The 17,773-nt window shown below is 34.1% G+C and carries 16 protein-coding genes; 2 read left to right on the forward strand and 14 right to left on the reverse strand.

From position 1 onward, the window contains the following. Positions 1–152 precede the first annotated feature (152 nt). From JTI58_RS07470 to JTI58_RS07520, 11 genes are all read right to left on the reverse strand, one after another. On the reverse strand, positions 153–1,817 hold the full coding sequence (locus JTI58_RS07470) for an AraC family transcriptional regulator (RefSeq protein ID WP_205446119.1): 1,665 nt from the start codon (positions 1,815–1,817) through the stop codon (positions 153–155). Between the two features lie 152 nt (positions 1,818–1,969). Continuing rightward, positions 1,970–2,962 (reverse strand): ABC transporter substrate-binding protein, encoded by a 993-nt coding sequence (locus JTI58_RS07475; RefSeq protein WP_205446120.1) that lies wholly within the window; start codon positions 2,960–2,962, stop codon positions 1,970–1,972. A 382-nt stretch (positions 2,963–3,344) separates the two neighbouring features. Next, on the reverse strand, positions 3,345–3,611 hold the full coding sequence (locus JTI58_RS07480) for a hypothetical protein (protein ID WP_205446121.1): 267 nt from the start codon (positions 3,609–3,611) through the stop codon (positions 3,345–3,347). Between the two features lie 273 nt (positions 3,612–3,884). Further along, positions 3,885–4,904 (reverse strand): hypothetical protein, encoded by a 1,020-nt coding sequence (locus tag JTI58_RS07485; RefSeq protein ID WP_205446122.1) that lies wholly within the window; start codon positions 4,902–4,904, stop codon positions 3,885–3,887. Positions 4,905–5,569: 665 nt separating this feature from the next. Then, positions 5,570–6,250 (reverse strand): CPBP family intramembrane glutamic endopeptidase, encoded by a 681-nt coding sequence (locus JTI58_RS07490; protein WP_205446123.1) that lies wholly within the window; start codon positions 6,248–6,250, stop codon positions 5,570–5,572. A gap of 127 nt (positions 6,251–6,377) precedes the next feature. Continuing rightward, positions 6,378–7,136, reverse strand: coding sequence for an ABC transporter permease (locus tag JTI58_RS07495; RefSeq protein ID WP_205446124.1), 759 nt, complete (start codon positions 7,134–7,136; stop codon positions 6,378–6,380). Then, the gene (locus JTI58_RS07500; RefSeq protein ID WP_205446125.1) at positions 7,133–7,882 is read right to left on the reverse strand and encodes an ABC transporter permease; all 750 of its coding nucleotides are present in this window, start codon (positions 7,880–7,882) and stop codon (positions 7,133–7,135) included. Before JTI58_RS07500 ends, JTI58_RS07495 begins: the two co-directional genes overlap by 4 nt. Next, positions 7,879–8,592: an ABC transporter ATP-binding protein gene (locus tag JTI58_RS07505; protein WP_205446126.1), complete on the reverse strand. Its 714-nt coding sequence runs from the start codon at positions 8,590–8,592 to the stop codon at positions 7,879–7,881. The genes JTI58_RS07500 and JTI58_RS07505 overlap by 4 nt, the downstream gene beginning before the upstream one ends. 70 nt (positions 8,593–8,662) lie before the next feature. Beyond that, positions 8,663–9,688, reverse strand: coding sequence for a sensor histidine kinase (locus JTI58_RS07510; protein ID WP_205446127.1), 1,026 nt, complete (start codon positions 9,686–9,688; stop codon positions 8,663–8,665). Further along, a complete protein-coding gene (locus JTI58_RS07515) occupies positions 9,685–10,362 on the reverse strand; it encodes a response regulator transcription factor (RefSeq protein ID WP_205446128.1) in 678 nt (225 codons plus the stop codon). The genes JTI58_RS07510 and JTI58_RS07515 overlap by 4 nt, the downstream gene beginning before the upstream one ends. Before the next feature lie 28 nt (positions 10,363–10,390). After that, positions 10,391–10,678, reverse strand: coding sequence for a hypothetical protein (locus JTI58_RS07520; RefSeq protein WP_205446129.1), 288 nt, complete (start codon positions 10,676–10,678; stop codon positions 10,391–10,393). Positions 10,679–11,721: 1,043 nt separating this feature from the next. On the opposite strand from JTI58_RS07520, the gene JTI58_RS07525 reads away from it, so the two are divergent. Next, positions 11,722–12,600 (forward strand): helix-turn-helix transcriptional regulator, encoded by an 879-nt coding sequence (locus JTI58_RS07525; RefSeq protein ID WP_205446130.1) that lies wholly within the window; start codon positions 11,722–11,724, stop codon positions 12,598–12,600. After that, a complete protein-coding gene (locus tag JTI58_RS07530; protein WP_205446131.1) occupies positions 12,597–12,875 on the forward strand; it encodes a hypothetical protein in 279 nt (92 codons plus the stop codon). The genes JTI58_RS07525 and JTI58_RS07530 overlap by 4 nt, the downstream gene beginning before the upstream one ends. Before the next feature lie 821 nt (positions 12,876–13,696). Here JTI58_RS07530 and JTI58_RS07535 read toward each other — a convergent pair. The 3 genes from JTI58_RS07535 to JTI58_RS07545 form a co-directional block, all read right to left on the reverse strand. Continuing rightward, positions 13,697–15,583, reverse strand: coding sequence for a TnsD family Tn7-like transposition protein (locus tag JTI58_RS07535; RefSeq protein ID WP_009370511.1), 1,887 nt, complete (start codon positions 15,581–15,583; stop codon positions 13,697–13,699). 442 nt (positions 15,584–16,025) lie between these two features. Then, positions 16,026–17,381 carry an FAD-dependent oxidoreductase gene (locus JTI58_RS07540; RefSeq protein ID WP_009370513.1) on the reverse strand — a complete coding sequence of 452 codons (1,356 nt, stop codon included), beginning with the start codon at positions 17,379–17,381 and terminating at the stop codon, positions 16,026–16,028. A gap of 105 nt (positions 17,382–17,486) precedes the next feature. Further along, positions 17,487–17,711 carry a hypothetical protein gene (locus tag JTI58_RS07545; protein ID WP_009370514.1) on the reverse strand — a complete coding sequence of 75 codons (225 nt, stop codon included), beginning with the start codon at positions 17,709–17,711 and terminating at the stop codon, positions 17,487–17,489. Between the last annotated feature and the right edge of the window lie 62 nt (positions 17,712–17,773).

A 17,773-nucleotide genomic window follows, 5' to 3' on the forward strand; every position in this document is an offset into this window, starting at 1 on the left:
ACACAGGATTTCTATTAATGTAATTATTTTTACAGATTTACAAGTCACATTGAGAATTAGATTTTCAAGCTGTGAAAGTTGAGTGAATAATAATTAGTAAATCAAGTATAACTCAGCATGCTTAGTATGTACCTTTTTGATGCTAAATCTAATCACATCGTTTTCTTCTTAAAAATATACGGCAATACCTCTAACAATCGTCCACGTGTAATGGGATCATCATAATTCCATGTAGCATCCATAAAGTGATTTTTACCAGGAGTTAACGTGGTGATAGTCGCAATCTGTGGACAATGAGTGGCTGTTTGCAATTCTTGTGGAGAAACCAAGATGAAATTATGATCTCCAACATAATGATTCATTTGATGCTGCTGAATTTCTATCCATGCTTGCCCTTTCTCGATTAAGTGCTTTACTTTGGCAGAGGGACGAAAACCAAGCGATTCATACAAGGTTGCAGCCAATCCGTTCTGGCCCATAATATAAAGTTTTTCACCTAACTTGAGATAAACAGTAGCCGTCTCCCCAGTAACATAAGCATCGGCTAATTCCCTACGTACCAATCTTACTTTGTCCTCATATGTAGTAATCCACTTTTCCGCCTCTTTACTACGTTCAACTAGTTTAGCGATATACCGTAACCGCTCAAATAATCTAAATTTACTGTTCAGTATAACAGTAGGAGCAATCGCATCCAGTTCCTGTAAATCCTGTGCTCGATAATTGCTAACCAATAATAACTCAGGCTGCAGTTCTGATATTTTTTCTGGATCTGCCCAATACCCGATATTATGGATATTTCGCAACTTATTGTGATAAATCACTTGATTTTTCATGATAGAGATGGCCGCTCCTAAAGGGGATATGCCTAGAACGAGTAATTCTCCAAGTGTGTCTGTTCCGGCAGTTACAATACGTGTTGCATCCTTAGGGACATGAATCTCTCTGCCAAGTGAATCAACAACTGTCTTTTGCTGATTATGAAGATGGATATTCGCATATTCACGCGGAGTGTTTCCAGTTAATTTATGAAAGCACCGGCTGAAATAAGATTCATCCTTAAACCCAATTTGCCGAGATATTTTTCTTAATGGCTCGGCAGAATTACACAGCAGCTCTTTAGCCTGATTTATACGTAAATGGGCCAAATAATCAGTTGGCTTTTTGCCAGTTAATATTTTAAACTGTTGACTATATTGCCATCTAACCATTCCCGCCATGTTAGCTAGTTGTTCTACTGTCAAGTCTTCATCATAATGCTGTTCCATATACTGTACAGTCTTTTGTATCATTTTTAGCTTTTCTTCGTTCTGAAAATGGGCAGGTTGCTGATCTAGCTGGGTCATCATACTTAGAATAAGCTGAAGTCTACTTTGCATCATAGCCATTTCTAATGCGGACAGTGAGGAACAGAACGGATTCCTCATCCATGCTTCATTCCCTAATACTCGCTTAACTTGAGAAAATAACAGTCTATAGGGATAACCACAAAGTAAGGGAGGATGTGCAATGGGATTTAAAGTCATTCCTTCTACTTTAAAGGTTTCAAAGGTAAACCGCACAAGCTGTGCCTCTTTGTTACTTGATTCCACAGTGTAACTCTGTACAGGGGAAATTAAAATGCAGCTCCCTTGTTGCAGATCGATTGCAATTTTGTCTATATATAGCCGTATGCCATGGCTATGTGCTATCAATAATGTGCATAAATTTGTTTCATTGTAGTTTATTTCCTCATTATGGCTAATCGCCGGCATCATTTGGTCAACTTGAAACCGATCATAATGTTGTAGCCTAATAAACAGCGACGCTAGATTCATAAGCAACCCTCCGACAAACGAAAATGATTCTCATTATCATTAATATAACATATAATGATCTACTTTCAAGTACAGCGGAGCTTTAATAGTTCAATCATGCATCATGCTGGAAAATTAACTGTTTAAAGAACTTAATGGGTAGTTACAATTTCTTACTGCCGTTGCATCCATTGTGGCAACTCTTCAAGCAATTGCCCCAAAGCTAACAAGTCATCTGTATTCCAATCGGCAGATGCAGTATACACATTTCCCTTTTGAACTGCAGGCAGAGTCCCCCATAGTCGGCTTTCTAGCATTCGATTAGCTTCTGTTTGACTTTCTTCATTATCGAGTATAAGTACAAACAAATGATCACCAGCATACTCTGGAAGCAACTCTTCTGAAATCGCAAGGAAAGTCTGCTCTTCATCAATAATATTCTCCTGTACAGCGGGTGGGATGACAAATCCTTGCTCTTCATAAATAATAGCACCAAGTGAACGATTGCCCATAACATAAAACGTTTTACCTAACTGTAAGAAAACTGTTGCTGTCTCCCCTTCTGCCAATTGAATCTTATCCCACATTTTTTGCGACTGTGCTTCAAATTTAGCTATCCACCCAGCTGCCTCCTCCTGTTGTCCAAAGATATTTCCAATCTCAATTATACGTTCTTTATAAGGAAGCGCTGAGTTGAACGGAACAGTAGGAGCAATTTTCGCAAATGCCTCACTTTGGTTTGAATCCCCCTTGTAATAACCATTAATTATCAAGTCGGGTTTTAAAGACAGAATCAACTCTAAATCACCAGGATTTCCAACATCAATTATTCCTTCCGTTTTACCTTCATAGAATTTACCGGTAGCATGGATAAGATTACTACCAATAATTGGAATATCCATCACCAAGAAATCGCCAAGCGTCGAACCCAAATAAACCACTCGTTTTGGATCTGCAGGTATTTCAACCTGTTCACCTGTAATTGTTGTATATTGAACAGTTGTCGCACTTTCCTCTTTTGACTCATCAGATTGAACTGTTTCCTGACTATCCTCTACCTTCTCATCAGACACGTTTCCATTAGAGCTGCTGCATGCCGATAATATCAACAGCAGGGATAACACCCCTGCCCATAATATAATTCGCTTTGCAAGTAATTTCTTCACACTTTGTTGCCCCTTTCCTTCTAATCCTTAATTGAAAATGATTATCATTTACAGCATTATTATAGCTTGTACAAAAAGGGGAAACAATAAAGAAAACGCAACTATTTAATTGAATAAATGTCAATAGCCACAGCGTTTGTATAGGAGTAATGGACGGGCCATCCGCACGATTATCACCTCCATAAATATTAAATGGGAAAGTATGAATCAATTAACGATATCAACCTTGATATGAGAACAAAACTAAAGAGCATGTTTTGAAAAAAGATTGATCAAAACATGCTCTTATTTAATGGGATTGATTAAATTTTTTATAAAAAAGTTCGATAATTTTTAAACCCTTGTTGCACTAAAGCACCCCATTAGCTCAATTAGTAATACATTATTTAACCAACGTTTGAAGACTTATTAACACGGGGGTATACACAATTAGTGGAATAAGCAAAATTACCGCACCAATTTTTTTATTCCCCTTTTGTAATAATAAAAGAGAAGTCAAGAAAAATAATGGATAAATAATAAAAGTAATTATTAATACACCATCAACTACTTGATACAGTTTTCCTGTAAATGCACTTATGAATGGGATTGATATCCATTCTAGTACGCTAAACATAATAACCAATATCCACAACCATTTAAGTGTCATCACGAATCACCCCTAAACTTTTGATTGCTCAAAAAGTAAAAGCTCATTTCCCACTTTGTCATCCATTATATTTCAATTTCTTTTATTAATTTTACCAAATATACCCGATTTTTATCTAATGAATCTGCATCATTAGTTAATATTTAAATAATCCTAGCTTACATTAGTTGCTCTTCGTATTTCAATATCCATACCTGTTTACCTAATTTAAATAAACTTTCTCTTCAATCACTCTCTTATAAAGTACGGGGGTTATTATTGTTTACTGAAGCGCTAGAATAATTTCAAACTGTAGAATTGTCCTTCATAATTAATCACTTCATAATACGTTGTTAAATCTAAATTAGTTAAAAGGAAAGAATCTTTTGCGACTAAATAATTATGAATCGATAAAGAGGCTTTATAATAATCCTTAAAAGTCTCTTCGTTTAAATTATTTTTATACGCTGAAAGTATATTTTCATATTCTTCAATAGTTTTCAATTGACTGATGAATTCATAATCTTTTTTAGCATATTTATTTTCTAGGTGATCTTCTAAAATTGCTTTCACATCACTTGTATATGCCAATAAATCGGCATATTTCTCAAGTGGTAACATTGGTTTGACGTTTATATTCCATATATCTTCTGAATAAAGAGAGTATTTGTCTTTTAATTGTGACGGAATCATTTTTTTATATTCTATGAAATCCTTCACATCTTCTTCGGAAACATCAAAAGTATTCACGATTGCAATTTCCAATCGTAAAATATTTTCTTTTTCCGTATCAATTATTTTGATCATTTCATTTAACAATTCTTTGTAACGAGTTAAATCTTTTTCTTCAGGTTCTGCTTTAAGCATAAGACCATATCCGCCATCTTTAAAAACTTTAGGTTCTAATTCAATTAACTCTAAATTCTTTTTGTTTAATTGAATCGCAGCGTCCTTTAAAGAAGCCTGATAATTTTGCAGTATTTTGTCATCGATCATGCTTAGATTGCTTAAATGTTGATAAATTCGTTTTATTTTTTGTATACGCTCTTCTTCTGTTAATACTTTAGCATTTTCAAAGACTGTTGTATTTTCAAAATTGTAACTCCCGTATCTTTTGTAATCCCAAACAAAATCAAGCAAACTGTTTCTTAAATTACTTAATTCCACGACTTCTTGATTTGTAACTGCTTCCTGAGAAAGTTCTGATTGTGTATCGGTTAACTCTTTCCCATCTTTTGTTTCGGTATCTGAACACCCTACAAGTAATGTAGCGCCTAAGCCACATAATACTAAAAATTTGCTTTTGAATTTCATGATTGTACCCCTTTTAAATATATAACGAAAAATATTTCTTCTTTCACTAGAAAATCGGTTAAGTATATATTGTATAAATTTGCGATGTATTCCTAGACCACCTATAAAGCAACATAGTAAAATCATTACTTTATAGCATTTTTCCGAAGTTTGTTGTTGTATTTTTATTAATCAACTTTCCTTTTCGTGGTAGGTATTTACTACATTTCCGTTCAAAGTCTATCATTCTTTTATTTTTTTCTCAACACCTTAATCTATCTTTAGGGCCTTGAAAAAAGTGCCAATCAGCCATAGTTGACTACCGCTTTATTCATTGTTGTTTAATGCTGAAACAAGCCAACTTTTATTATTCGCTTGCTATTCCCCTATGTAATAAAACTATTTCTTTTATTAATCTGCTTCGTTAGTTAAAGTACTTTTCTTCACAATCTCAGCATTCAATAATTATTATATTTTATTCAATTAAATGGCCCTTTTCATGAAAAAGGACACTCTCCTATTCAAGGAAAGCGCCCTTTAGATAGAATAACTAAACTTCATTTTGTGGCTTTTTCATGTGTTTCCAAACTTTCATTTGGGAATGTTTATTATGATTGTTTTGTATAGCTTATAAGTCCTTGTTGCACTAAAGTACCACGTTAGTTAATTAATAATATATTTTTTCACTAAATAATAGTAACAAAAAAATTATGCAACGCGTGCAACAACACAACCGACCATAATGAACCTGTCTTTTTATAGACAAAACCAAAAAGTAAACCTATTGCAAAAACATATATATGGGTCCCAGCTATAAAGAAATCATAGAATCCATCATTGTAAATCCAAATTGGGTAGTGAATGACCAAAAATAGTAAAGCAGTTACAATATTTGCTTTCCAAAAAGCCATTTTTTTATTGATTTCTTGTAAAATTAATCCCCTGAAAACAATTTCTTCGGCTAACCCTGCCATAAGAAAACCATTAAGGTAATCATCAATGGATAATGAAAATTGAAATGATTGCTGATTAATGATATATGTTTCAAAAGCAAAATATAAGCCAACTAACAGTGAAAGAACTACTCCCCAAAATAAACCTTTTTTAACATTAACGTTTACTCTTAAGTAGTCAAATGGGTTAGTATGTAAATAATATTTTATGTATAACCAAGTTGGAACAATCCATACGAACCCCTTAACCAACGCCTCTAATAATGGGGAGATTATTTCACCGAATGAATAAATGTAGTCAATTAACCATAATTCTTTAATTGTCCATACCAAATAAAATATGAGTAGAAACCCTATCATTGCTATTACATCATTATTTTTCACTTTACTTTCAACCCTTAATTGCGATTCCATTTCTACCTCCATTAATGTAGTTATTTCTATTTTTGAATATTTACCAAGATTGCATTTGGGAACGTTATTTAGGTTTATTATGTATATCTTATAAATCACTTTTTCCGGTAATTGCTGAAACCTAAACTTAGGCATCTCGTTTACGGAAAAATACAATAGCTACTGTAATAATAATCAGTGTCCATAACATTGAAACACCTGTCCCTTGCATTGGTGTAAGGACATTTATTTCATCAGAGGAAGGCGGCATAAACATATAATATCCTGCCGTATCCGGAAAATAATTTTTAATACTGGGTAAAAAATCTTTCAATAATGGACTGACAATGAAATAATGACCAAGCAGTACCACTAAAGCAGGAGTGGTTCGTCTGAGTAGAGCACCTATAGCTGCACTGAGAAGGGTGGTTAATGTTAGATAGCTGGTTGCACCTACTAAAGTTTTTATCATAGCGTCTATTTCAATCACTAATGCTGTGTCTTTCATCATAATAAAAGCATATAGTACACCTGATGCAGCAATAATAAACGCCATAGGAATGGTTACAATTGCCAAAGCTAAATGCTTCGTGAATAGTTGAAACCCTCGCCAAGGGATCGTAGTTAAAGTAGTTCGAATCTGTCCACCCGTATACTCTGAACAAGTAGCTAAGATACCTAGAATAATGAACCCTGCTTGAAGATATCCCATAGAAGCAAGTCCTATTTTCAGTATACTTTGCGTTCCTGCTGCCCCTTGTAGACCAGCAGAAGTAAAAGCTGCTGCTAAAACTAAATTTAGAATGAATGTCCCCATAAGAGTGAGCCATACCAATGGTAATGTAACTAATTTTTCCAGTTCAGCTCCAAGGATTAGTGTTATCTTTCTACTAGAAGAGACACTCATGATGTAACGTCCCTCCTATGGAATACAATGGCTGCGACAATGAAAAGAACAGCTACCCAAGCAAACATGATTAAACCACCTTTGAATGGGGTGTGAAAACTGTCGCTCGTAAACATAAACATATCAACGCCAGCCTTATCTGGTAAGTAAAACGCTAATTTTGTAACCTTAGCAAGGAGGTAAGAGACTGTAACAACTGATGAATTTATTATGAGCACAGCAAGCGGGATAATGCCATTCTTAGTTAGAACCGTAATCCCAAATGCTAAAAGAGCAGTAAATATCCAGTAACAAACCGCGCCGATCAGTCTAGATGCTTCAAATGCAGGGGCGTATTCACCAAGAATAAGATTTGTTGCTGACACAGTTGTTAGAATAGCAACAACGGAAAGCAGTATGCTGATCACTGTCACTGCACTTGCTTTTGCTAGCAAAAAGTGGAAACGGGATGAAACAACAGTTAAACTCGTTGTAATCTGATTCCCTCCACCAGATTCACTGCTCTCTGTCAAATACTCACTGCTGACAGCAAGCACACCAAGAATAATGACACCTTGTACACCAAGACCTAAACCAATATAGCCAACTTCCGATAGACGTGTGCTAACTCCAGCTATAATCTTCTCTTTTTGTGCTGTACTGTCCAAGGCAGCAATGACCGCTGGGGCAAATGCTCCAATAAGAAAGGCAAGCCAAATACTTGGCAGGGAGAACAATTTAGATAGTTCCGCGTTAAATGCTCTCATACAACATCACCTGCATTTTTAGATGTCAGGGCAAAAAAAGCTTCCTCCAGCGTGGAATGATTACCTATTACTTCTTTCAATGTTCCATTCGCAACGATTTTTCCATGATTAATAATCACCACATCATCAACAGTCTCTTCAAGCTCTCCCATTAGATGACTGGATAGTAACACCGTGTTTCCAGACTCAGCGCGTTCACGTAAAAATGTCCGAATCCAACGAATTCCTTCTGGGTCGAGCCCGTTTACAGGTTCATCTAAAACCAATATTTTTGGATCACCAAGTAGTGCAGCTGCCATTCCAAGTCTTCTTCCCATACCTAGGGAATAATTTCCAATTATTTTACCAGCTACATTCGTAAGACCTACTATTTCCAAAACTTCCTCGACACGTGAGCGAGATAATCCTGAGGCACGAGCAATCCAACGCAGATGTGCTCGTCCTGTTCGCATACGATGAGCTCCAAATCCATCAAGTGCGGCACCTACTGTTACTAGAGGATTATGTAATTCTGCGAATGGCTTTCCATTAATTAGTGCACTCCCTGAGGTGGCACGATCTAATCCAAGCAGGATGCGAAGTGTAGAACTTTTACCTGCCCCATTCGGACCTAAAAAACCGGTTACTCTACCTGGTCTAGCTTTAAAACTGATACCTGATAAGATTTCTTGAGTTCCGCGATGTTTGACTAAGTTATTTATCGTAAGCAACCACAACACTCCCTTTCTGTTATGGTTCTAATTATAAAAAAGCAAAGTTAAATCTCGGTTATCTTGCTGTTTACTTCTTGGTTAACTTTAGGTTAACTCTACCAATAGCTACTCTTGTACCATTTTCATTTGATGTAAAGTCAGCTTTCAGCTTCATTTTTTTTAACATATAATTTGAAGCCGATAAACCAATCCCCGCCCCACCCTCGTAGGAAGAGTTATCCATACCTGGACCTCTGTCTGCAACAATGATCAGTTCTTTTTCTACATCAACCACAATGTTTGTATATTCTCCCTCTGCTGCATGGCGAAGAATATTCTGAAATAAATTATCCAGAACTCGTGTCATCCATTTAGGATCTGCTTCCCAATAAAAAGTCTTCTCTGTTGGTAAATCAACATCTAACTGAATTTCTTTTTCTTCAAATGCAGGATACCACTCAGCGACAGATGCTCTTACTAATCGTACAATATCTGTTGAAGTGGGATGAAAAGGATGTTTCCCTGATGTAAGTAATGTATAGGAAAGTAAATCATCCATTAGATCTCCGACTCTTGTAATTGTATGGTTCATCTCTGCTAATGAGTCTTGCTCTTCAAAACTCATTGATTTTTTATTTAATCTGGTGATATGTCCTCTCAAAATGGTAAGTGGCGTTCGTAAGTCGTGAGATAAATTCGCAATGAGTCGATGGCGTAATAATTCCTCTTCATATTCTCGCTTGCGACTGTATTCAAGCTGCTGAATCATCCAATTAAAAGAACTTCCTAACTGGTCTATTTCATCCATACGATCCGTTTGAACAGATATTGATTTAGGAAATGAATTATTATTAGCTGAAAATGACATGACTTCCTGTAAGCGGGTGAGACGTTTACGAAGTCTCAAGAAGAACAGCCAAGAACTTACAACAAATGCGACAATAATAAAGCCAAACAAAAGTACGGTAAAGTAAAACAGATTTAACATATTCATTTCTATTTCATTGCTAACAGGAACGAACGCAGTGAAGAAAATAAGCACAAGAAGAGGAAAAAAGATAAATAGAAAATGGACTTTTAGAAAACGACGAAATAATGATCTATTCTGTTTCATAGTTTCACCCGATAGCCTATTCCCTTCAATGTTTCAATAATTTCTGGGGAATCTGGATGACGTTCCAACTTTTGACGCAATCGATGGATATGCACCAGTATTGTTTTATCACCAGTTATGTAAGTTTCGTTCCAAATCGCTTCATAAATTTGCTCTTTTGGTAACACTTGATTAGGGTGGCGTAAGAAATACATTAAAATTTGATGTTGTTTCCCTGTCAATATAATTTCTTCTCCTGTGTACTTGTCATATACCATTTGGACTTCTGGATCTACTTCAATATGATTTCCTAATGCAATTCGTTCGGAATGTATACCACCACTTCGACGGATTAATACTTCTAATCTTGCAACTAATTCATCCGTATGGAATGGTTTCGTTAAATAGTCATCAGCAAATTGTAAACCATCTACCTTATCATCTATTGATGTTCTGGCAGATAATAGCAATATCGGAACAGCAGGAGCTGCCTTTTTTAATCGTTTTCCCACAGTAAATCCGTCTAAACCGGGTAACATGATATCCAAGATAACTATTTCATGCTGATTTACTTCTTTTTCAGCTCCTTCGCCAGAAAGCAGCCACTGAACTGAAAATCCTCGCTGTTCCAATTCTCCTTTTACCCAACTGCCTATTTTCTCATTATCTTCAATATATAACACGCTTCTTTTCAAGTAACATTTCCCTCTCTAAATTTCAAATTTATCTTGCATCATTTACAGTAACAATTGGATGCTTTTGTGTGCCTTTGAAATTGCTTTCTATTTTTTTCTGAAAATTAATCTTGCATTCTTCATAATCTGTATCATTTTTAAAAAGTAATGAATCTGTATTTATAATCCAAGTTAATGATTCCATGTTCAACTTATATCTTTTTGTATCGCTCCAAAATTTTTTTCTCCCAATAGCCATTTTAGCATCAATAATTTTTTGTAACTTCATATCTAAAATTTCTACACTTTTCTTCATTCTAAGCCTAAAATCAGTCATAAATAATAATTCCCCTTTGCTTAATATTTTATTTGAATAAAGTGTATTCCCACCACTATTCTACCGAAAGTATGTATGGTAAAAAAAGTGAAGAAAAATAATTATATACTTCTATACAAAATATAAGTATGTTCATTATAAGTAGACTCTAGCTAAACAAGCTTGAATGTAGTAATACTAAGGTTTAGGATGTTTACTTTAAGTTGTTCAATTGTTACTTAGAATAGAGTTTGATTATGGATGTTTTATCAAGATTTGTTGTAGCTTTTGAATAAAGTTTGATAAAAGATAAGTTGCAAACGCTGATTTTATACAGAAAGAAACCAACTGTTTTGAAACAAAGTTTGATCAAAATAGTTGGTTCTTTATTTATCTAGTTTGGTCTTTATAATAAAGATTGTTTATTTCGGTATGCGAATCTTCAATTAAAGCACTACACTATATTGAATAACAACATTCTTTTAGAAAACAGCCTTATAAAAAGTTTATACATACGAAAGCCTAATGAAAACCCTTAGGGACCCCCAATTAAAATTGAACCGAGATAACCTTTAGGGCGGCGCTTAAATTGAAATTTTTTCTCCGAAAGCAAAAAGTCAAATTTCAAAATACCTATACTTACTAGACTGAAAAAGGCCATGATAATGGCTGTGGTCTTTTAATAAAGTTTGATAATTTATAAATAAATTTGATCGTTTATAATAAAGTTTGATAAAAAACCTGTATGGAATGCAGTTTTCTTATTCCACAATCGGGCCATATTATTGAATAACAATTTTTAAAGATGTATTACCAAACGACGCTTTGGGAACGTGTTTTTATTAAAACAAACAAAATTACCTTTCGACACAATAAGAGCATTCCTTTTCTATTTTAGTTACGAAGAACAGAAAAGTTTTGTGAAGATATAGCTAGCCCCCTTAGATAATGGTTGTCTTCACCATATTTTAATCTCTCCTATTACCCTTATACTTACATTAGTGCAATAATTATCAAAAAAATTCCTAATCTCTCCTGTATACTTAGTCTTGAGGTGAGCAGTTATGTATAGTGAAACCGTTCAAAAAATTGTGGATACATTAGAGGAGAACTTATTAACAACGTGGCAGTTGGAGCATTACGCAACAAAAATTGGCTATTCGAAATTTTATTTGACGCGTCAGTTTAAAAAAGAAACTGGTTTAACGATTGGCGAGTATATTCGAAAAAGACGTCTGGCCGTATCTGCTTTTCTATTGCTTCATACTGATTACACAATCCTTGATATTTCGTTCGAATGTCAATTTCAATCGCAAGAAGCTTTTACACGTGCATTTAAAGAGCTATACAGCATGCCACCCGGTAAATACCGCCATATGATGCGTTCTTTATACACAAAGGAGGAACAGGAAATGACAACAATAAACGAGGTAAAAGGTTGGTTATTAACGGGGACAAACCCATCTGCTTATACAATGAAAGCCGACCACGAAGTGTTTTATACAGGCTCAAAATCTGGTTATCTTGGCTCTACACGTCCTGCTGAGGAAGGGCTATTTGGTACGATGATGCAAGTATTTTCCTCTGAAAATTGGATTGGTAAGCGAATGAAAATGTCCTGCTTCATCAAAACAAAAGATGCAATGAAATGCGGGGCTTGGTGCCGAATTGATACAAAAAATGGTGATTTGGTGCAGTTTGATAATATGGACAATCGTTCTATCCATGGTACGACAGACTGGAATTATTACTCCATTGTGTTAGATGTACCTGAAGAAAGCGCCGCTATTAATTTTGGAATTTTACTTGTTGGTTCAGGTGAAGCATGGATTGATGGAATTGCCTTTGAGGAAGTGGACGATTCAGTACCATCCACTAATATAGCAGGCTATGCTGGTGAATTACCGTTAGAGCCAGTGAATTTAGGGTTTGATGATTTATGATGCTACTCGATATACTATTTGATATCTACATCAACATCTACATCAACATCCATACGTCGTTAGGCTATGGAACAAAGGAACATAAAATTGAGTCAAAGATGGGAAAAATCAAATCCGATCATCCACAAGCCTATGTAATCTACATGCAAAACCAAGCCCTATTCGAAACAGATGCAGAGCTAAGTAAAAAGGTTTTGGACTTAGATGTGAAAAACAAAATGGCGGTCAACAACACAGTCAATGAGATTTACGCACTTTTTGCGGTTGCAGCTTAACGGCAACTGGCCAGATTTATAACGTTAAGAAAAAGCGCCACCAAAGTGGGCGGTTTTATATACATTCAAATTCAAAATAACGTTCCCAAACGCAAGTTTTGGCGTACATTTAAAAGCCATCAATGTTGTTAAAACAACGTTTCGCGGCTTTTCTTATAAACATTATTTATACAGTTTTTTATACATGAAGCGTAAACACTTGATACACCAATATTTACACGATTATGGCTTAACGTTTAAATCGTGTATATTTCCTAAGATTGTAATCAGCACTTTTCTGGCGCTAACGGGGCAGTTTAATACAACAAGCATTCTTGTTAAGATTTGAATGGAAAATCACAGGAATCAATATTCGTATAATCGACTTACGAAATATCAAAACTAAAAAGAGTCAATCTACAAACATTTGTAGATTAACTCTGCCATTATGATTGAACAGTAACAATTTTAAAAAACAGCCATAATTTAAAAGTGCCTTCCTTTATACAATAGAGGAAGGCACTAGCTTTTTAAGCCTAAAATCAACTAATTTTATTTTATATACCAGCCCTACATAAATTAGCTACTAACTTAAATATACTAGGGTACAATTAAGTTGTGTACACACACAACAATTGAAGAGTTTCAATAAAGTTGTATACTAACAAATGTTCAAACCCGCATTCTTGTGTCTTTCTTATCTTTAAAATGACAATAAAGTCGTATACTTATTTTCATCAAATTAACTTATTTTGCAATAAACTGTTACAAAAAAGTTGTATACCAATACGAAAATTATGTACTTACATTATAGTTTAAATATGTTTCTTCACAGCTTTATTCTATAAGAATTTGTTATTATGGATAGTTACTAAATCCTCTATATATTTTAGTAATTTTTCTCGTTTCTCTATATTAATTCTAATATAGTTTTTAAGATTAGCTGCTTCAATAACCATATTTTTTGTTACAATCTCGTCTTTATATTTGGTATCCATAACAATTTTTATTCTTCTATGCCGAAAATCCTCAACCGTCTCTATATTCGAATTGATATACTTAGTAGTAAGTGGGTATTTTCCACTGAACAAACTATAACTTGCTTTGACATCAAGTAAATTTATTATCCCTGTCCTACTTTTCCTAACCAATCTCTTTAAATTTCCTTCATGTTCTGACCAACTATCTATTATTAATTTTGCTTTGCTTAGTAATTCTTTATCTCTCTCTAAGTAATCTATTTTTTCTCTATTACCAGTACTCCTCAAGTAAGGAGAATTGCGAATTAACCATTCTTTATCATATTGTAAAAGCCATCCGTATATTTTAGTATATGCTTTACCTAAGTCAGAGCGTGAATATTCTGGATTTTCTTTTCGGATTTTTAGAAATTCCTCTTTGTAGTACTCCGTTTTTAATTTTTGTTTGTTCATTAATCCTTCTTTGTTTTTTAATTGAACTGAAGAAAGATGCCCCCTATTCTTAATCCTTATTACTGTATCCCTAGATATATTTGCTAATTCCGCTATTTTGTTCAGTGTTAGATCTTGTTTAAGTAATTCATTAAAATTAAGTTCCCATACTCGGCCTCGCTTTACTATTCTTCTATGGAAATCCCTTATATCAAAAGGAGATTTTTCCCCTTCCTTAATTATGTACTCAAAACCGCAATTACACTTTATGATACCTTGAATTTTCCTATCTGAATTATTTACTCTAACATTCACATTTTTTATATTCTCTTTTAAATAATTCTTGCAAAACGGGTTCATACAAACCCAAGGTCCTTCACCAAAAGGTTTAAATGAGTTCTCCTTTTCAAAATAATTTTTGGCTGATCCACTTAATAATCTCATTAATAATAAGTGTCTTATCGGATGTAACGACCTATTTTCTTCAATATTTATTAAACTAGGAACCCAAGAAAACTTGTCACTTATCTTGAAAAATGAATCTAATAACTCTAGAAAATCTGTTGGATAATATTCAATTATTAACTTTTGTAAGTATTCTCTTCGCTTTTTAATGGGATATGCAAACCCTTTCTTACCTAATAAATCTACATATTTGCTAATATAATACTCTTCAGAAAACGATTTGTAATTCATTCTAATAATGTATTCAACGTCCTCTGCTAGATCGATCAAATATTTCATTAGTTCCTCACTATAGCTCCTAAGTGGTTCTCTAATATCTTCAATTGTTGGAATTAAATAATTTATAAAGCCCATCTCGGATATTTTTAACGAATACTCTAATAACGGAGTCTTATGCCTAGTACAAACAAAAATCCCTGGAATTTGATGAATCCTGTTCCAAAATCCTTCACCATTTGACTTAAGCTGTTCCTTTAAGCATTCTGCACAATAATATAAATATTTCTTGTTTTTTACATTGTATTTACTGTAACTAAATAAAAAAATATATAAATTTTTAAAATCACTTTTATAAATTTTCTCATTCCATTCTTCACTTTTAAAGGGTTTTACAAACGGTATCACTGTATGCTGGTTAATAAAATACTCTTTAGTAAATTCTTTCGAGAATATATTGATTTGGGATACTAAATGAGCGAGTCCCATTGGTAATTCTAAATTAATATTTACCTTCTTTCCAAATAGTTCTTTATTTGTATGTTTTCTACTCAAGTTACCTACATGAATGTGATAACGAGCTATTATACTGTAATATAGTTCATCTTCATATGGCGTTGGAAAATAACCTATCATATCCTTACTCCTCTTATTTATTACAATGTTTTTTCAGTAAAGCTTTTTTCATAAGTAAAAACGCTACCTAAAGTATATTTCAATTAGTAATGATGTCTGTCATCCCAAATCTGTTCCATAAGTTTGTCCATCCCATTTCCCTTAGTATTTTAAAAAGACTGCTAGCTTTCACTAACAGTCAATTAATTAAACTTTATAGAATTCTCCACATTAGACTTACCTATTTTACATTTGTATTAGGTATGTTGTTTTTCTTATCCCAAATAATATATATGGTGAATGCTATAGGTCCAGTTAAAAAAACACAAATCAACCATATTAAATAACATTGCTTACTAAACTTATTTTCCAGATATTCATGTGTAATATATGATAACATTAAGATAATTAATATATATACTCCCACTATAAATAACTGATTTAACAAAACATATCCCCCCAATTAGCAACATGTATTTGATTGATTGACAAGATTAATACTACATACGCCTGTTTCTGGTAATTCTAATTCAACACGTTTCGACGCTTCTTCATCTCCTGATAAATAAGCTGTTATTGAACGAACCTGTTCGTAGCCGGTTGCCATTAAAAATGTTGGTGCGCGTCCATAACTTTTAGCTCCGACTATATAGAAGTCCTTTTCAGGTTGGCGTAGTATTTCTTCACCATGCGCTCTGACTGTGCCACAACTATGCTCATTAGGATCAATTAGTGGCGCTAATGCTTGCACACTTTCTGTTGCTGTATCAATAGATAAACGCAGTTCATTGTTCATGGTAAAATCAGGTCGATTTCCTGCATTAACAATAAGTTCATCGAATCCTGTAAGTACTTTTTGTTCTCCATTAATAGTACCTACAATATGGATATTCTCTTCTTTTTTCACCTGTGAAATATAGAAAGGTGTTACTACCTCAATCTTTCCTGTATCTACTAATTCATGGATGCGAATACCGAGTGCGCCACGTGCTGCCAACGCATCTTTTTCCTCCCCGCCATAGGCTTCTTCTACAGATCTTTTACGCATAATCCACACAAGCTTTGTTGAAGGATTATCTTTTTGTAATTCAGCCAAAGCTAATAAGGTATTGATCGCTGAATGACCACCACCAATGACAGCAACCTTCTTATTTGCATATCTCTTAGGATTCGTATTTATATCTGGAATACCATACTCAATGTGATCTGCTAATACTTTCTCATTTTTCAGCCAAACACCTGTAGAATTTGCTGGGTTTGGGTTCCCCCATGTACCCGTTGCATCGATAACTGCTTTTGCCTCAATAATATCGATGTCATCCTCTTTTTCAACATATATATTAAAGAACTGATTTAATCGATTTTTTGATTTCATTTTATCATTTAATTGTCTTGAAATACCTACTACTTTTGAGTTCAATCGGATACTAGGTTTTATTTGTGTTAACTCTGCCAAAGGTTTTAAATAAAGATCAATTAACTCATGCCCTGTAGGTATTGTTTCTAAGTTAGGTTCTACCCAATCAGACCCCTCTAATAATGATTTAGCAGCTCTATTGATGTTATAACGCCATGGAGAAAATAATGTGACATGCCCCCAAGTACGAATATTGTGTGCTATTTCATTGCCAGCTTCAAGTAAAATAAATGACTGGTTTTGCTCTACTAAATGAGCAGCAGTAGCTAACCCGATAGGACCTGCACCAATTATGACAATCGGTAAATTCTTATTGGAATTATTAACAGTCTCTTGGACTTCAATGTCCTGAACAGGAGTACAACAAGATTGATTTTGATTGATTACTTTTAGTGTTTTCATATAAACTTCTCCTCTTTTTTCTTTATATAAGCATTCCCTTATATAAAATATATTTTTTACGTCTAGCAGTAAGCTAGACGTAATTTATTTAAGCTTTTGTGATAGTTATGAACACACTTCCATTTCACACATGATTTTATCAATTTCTTTTATAGCTTTTTCAAATTGCAACCATGTAGAAGTGCCGTAACGATCCATATCTCCTTTAAAGAAGAAATCAAAAGCAAACTCTTTAGCCTGTATCAATGTGTATTCTCTACTATTCATTATTAACTTTAAATAAGCGATAAAATAATCTTTAGTTAATTCGCTAGCATGGTTTACTGTCATTATTGCATCCTCCATTCAACGGATTGAATAATTGCTACGACAGACAGTATATTTAGGATCAC

Origin of the sequence: Lysinibacillus fusiformis (assembly GCF_016925635.1) — a bacterium.
GTDB classification, from domain to species: domain Bacteria; phylum Bacillota; class Bacilli; order Bacillales_A; family Planococcaceae; genus Lysinibacillus; species Lysinibacillus fusiformis_F.

What these genes read in the sequence shown, in the direction of transcription:
- JTI58_RS07470 (WP_205446119.1), bottom strand. Translation starts at nt 1,817, where the DNA reads ATGAATCTAGCGTCGCTGTTTATTAGGCTACAACATTATGATCGGTTT.
- JTI58_RS07480 (WP_205446121.1), bottom strand. Translation starts at nt 3,611, where the DNA reads ATGACACTTAAATGGTTGTGGATATTGGTTATTATGTTTAGCGTACTA.
- JTI58_RS07485 (WP_205446122.1), bottom strand. Translation starts at nt 4,904, where the DNA reads ATGAAATTCAAAAGCAAATTTTTAGTATTATGTGGCTTAGGCGCTACA.
- JTI58_RS07490 (WP_205446123.1), bottom strand. Translation starts at nt 6,250, where the DNA reads ATGGAATCGCAATTAAGGGTTGAAAGTAAAGTGAAAAATAATGATGTA.
- JTI58_RS07495 (WP_205446124.1), bottom strand. Translation starts at nt 7,136, where the DNA reads ATGAGTGTCTCTTCTAGTAGAAAGATAACACTAATCCTTGGAGCTGAA.
- JTI58_RS07500 (WP_205446125.1), bottom strand. Translation starts at nt 7,882, where the DNA reads ATGAGAGCATTTAACGCGGAACTATCTAAATTGTTCTCCCTGCCAAGT.
- JTI58_RS07510 (WP_205446127.1), bottom strand. Translation starts at nt 9,688, where the DNA reads ATGAAACAGAATAGATCATTATTTCGTCGTTTTCTAAAAGTCCATTTT.
- JTI58_RS07520 (WP_205446129.1), bottom strand. Translation starts at nt 10,678, where the DNA reads ATGACTGATTTTAGGCTTAGAATGAAGAAAAGTGTAGAAATTTTAGAT.
- JTI58_RS07525 (WP_205446130.1), top strand. Translation starts at nt 11,722, where the DNA reads ATGTATAGTGAAACCGTTCAAAAAATTGTGGATACATTAGAGGAGAAC.
- JTI58_RS07530 (WP_205446131.1), top strand. Translation starts at nt 12,597, where the DNA reads ATGATGCTACTCGATATACTATTTGATATCTACATCAACATCTACATC.
- JTI58_RS07535 (WP_009370511.1), bottom strand. Translation starts at nt 15,583, where the DNA reads ATGATAGGTTATTTTCCAACGCCATATGAAGATGAACTATATTACAGT.
- JTI58_RS07540 (WP_009370513.1), bottom strand. Translation starts at nt 17,381, where the DNA reads ATGAAAACACTAAAAGTAATCAATCAAAATCAATCTTGTTGTACTCCT.
- JTI58_RS07545 (WP_009370514.1), bottom strand. Translation starts at nt 17,711, where the DNA reads ATGACAGTAAACCATGCTAGCGAATTAACTAAAGATTATTTTATCGCT.